This window comes from Streptomyces sp. (assembly GCF_031178505.1).
GTDB classification, from domain to species: Bacteria; Actinomycetota; Actinomycetes; order Streptomycetales; family Streptomycetaceae; genus Streptomyces; species Streptomyces gulbargensis.
Genome location: NZ_JAPSIW010000990.1, coordinates 1 through 1,969, shown reverse-complemented (window position 1 = coordinate 1,969; position 1,969 = coordinate 1). Strand labels below are relative to the sequence as shown.

The 1,969-nt window shown below is 66.6% G+C and carries 3 protein-coding genes; 2 read left to right on the top strand and 1 reads right to left on the bottom strand.

Annotated features, from left to right (window positions below):
• Window positions 1–476: alpha/beta hydrolase-fold protein (locus RIF68_RS35430; protein ID WP_309055702.1), on the top strand; the 476-nt coding region annotated here is incomplete at its 5' end.
• Between the two features lie 45 nt (window positions 477–521).
• Window positions 522–1,286, top strand: coding sequence for a peroxide stress protein YaaA (locus RIF68_RS35425; protein WP_309055700.1), 765 nt, complete (start codon window positions 522–524; stop codon window positions 1,284–1,286).
• Window positions 1,287–1,308: 22 nt separating this feature from the next.
• On the opposite strand, the gene RIF68_RS35420 is transcribed toward RIF68_RS35425, so the two are convergent.
• Window positions 1,309–1,969: C4-type zinc ribbon domain-containing protein (locus RIF68_RS35420; protein WP_309055698.1), on the bottom strand; the 661-nt coding region annotated here is incomplete at its 5' end.

Sequence of the window (1,969 nt, the reverse complement as noted above, 5' to 3'; positions counted from 1 at the left end):
CCTGGTGGCATGCGCGCAGGGACGGCAGCGACACGCAGTCGATGCTGGTGCGGGAATTCGTTCCTTTCCTCGGCGTGCAGGGCTTTGATCTCGGGCAGATCGGGCTTTTCGGCCTCTCCATGGGCGGTTTCGGCGCCCTGTTGTTGGCCTCGCAGGCGCGGCTGCCCGGCATCCGGGCCATAGCCGCGATGAGCCCGGCTATCTGGTCACGTCACGACGCACGCATGAAAGGCGCCTTTGACAGCCCGGCGGATTTCGCGGCGAACGACGTCTTCGCGCTCCGCCCCCGGCTGGCGGCCATTCCCAAACGTATCGACTGCGGCAGGGATGACGAGCTCGCGGCAACCGTCCGCGAATACGTCAGCGCGCTCCCTGGCCCGGTGGAAGGAGGATTCCTGCCCGGCGGGCACGACACTGCTTACTGGCGCTCAATCCTGCCCGCAGTGTTGTCCTTCCTCGGCCGGAACCTTGCCTAAATTGTGAGTCCGGCTGGTCCTGCAGACCACCGGTAAGATCGTACGGTGCTGATCCTGCTTCCCCCGTCCGAAGGCAAAACCCCTGCGACCCGTGGCGACGCCATGGACTGGACCTCCCTGAGCTTCCCCGACCTCAACTCCTGCCGGGCCAAAGTCCTTGAGGCACTCGGTACGGTGAGCGCGCATGAGGACGCCCTCGCACTCCTGGGCGTAGGAGCATCACTGCAGTCCGACGTCGAACGCAACACCCGGCTGCACGCTGAACCGGCCGCGCCGGCCCACCAGGTGTATTCCGGGGTGCTGTACGACGCCCTCGGCTACAAGTCGATGACGGGGCGGCAGCGCCGCAAGGCCGATGAATCGGTCCTGGTGATCTCCGCCCTCTGGGGCGCCATCCGTTTCGCGGACTCCGTGCCCGCGTACCGGCTGTCGATGTCAACGTCGCTGCCCGACGTCGGCCGTCTTGCCTCGTTCTGGAAGCCGCAGCTGACGGACGCCCTGGCCGCCGCGGTGTCCGGGCAGCTGCTGGTGGACTGCCGCTCCAGCACCTACGCCGCGGCGTGGACTCCCCCGGCGGCGTCGACGGTGACGGTCAACGTTTTCACTGAGGTGAACGGCGCGCGGAAGGTGGTCAGCCACTTCGCGAAGCACACCCGCGGCGAACTCGCGCGGCATCTGCTGACCCGGCCCGGAAAGGCACCGCAAACGCCCGTACAGCTACACAAGGCCGCCGGCGAAAAGTGGAACGCCGAACTTGTGCCCGGCACGGCGCGCAAGGCACACGCCCTGAACATCATCCTGCCCAACTAGGAGGCGCGGGGACACCCCGGCGTCACACCCACTCTGCTGAGCGCACCAGGATGCAGCCGGAGTCAGGGCAGAAGACAATGTCATCCTCGGCCGCGGCCTTGATCTCAGCAAGGTCGCCCGGGCTCAGCTGCATGCCTGACCCCTCAGAGGTGCCGTGGAAAAGCCTGGCAGCGCCGACTCCCCGCCGGGCAAGGGTCTTTTCGTAGACTGCCAGCAGACCGTCGTCCAGCCCTGCGGCGAACTCTGCCCTGCGACCGCGCACAACGGCCTCTTCAGCGGTGATCTCTGCCAGCTGCTCATCCAGTTCAGCCCGGATCACGGCGAAGGAACCCTGGATGTCATCGACAATTTTCTGCTGCGCCGCCTGGCGCTCGCGCAGGGAGTCGAGCCGCTCCAGCACTTCGAGCTCTACGTCCTCGAGGTCGGACCGCCGCTTATTGAGTGATGCGATATCTTTCTGCAGCGCCACCAGGTCCTTGGACAGGCCCGTTCCGCTGTTCAGCCTGGCTTCGTCGCGTTCAATGCGCCCTGCCACCTGCTCGACGTCCGCCTCGCTGCGCTTCAGCTCCGCTTCGGCGTCATGGACGGCGAGCTTGGCGGCCCCCAATTCACCCTGGGCTACAGCGAGGGCGGCTTCCAGATCGGTGATCCGCGGATCTGCTTCCAGAGTGCGGCGGCGGTTG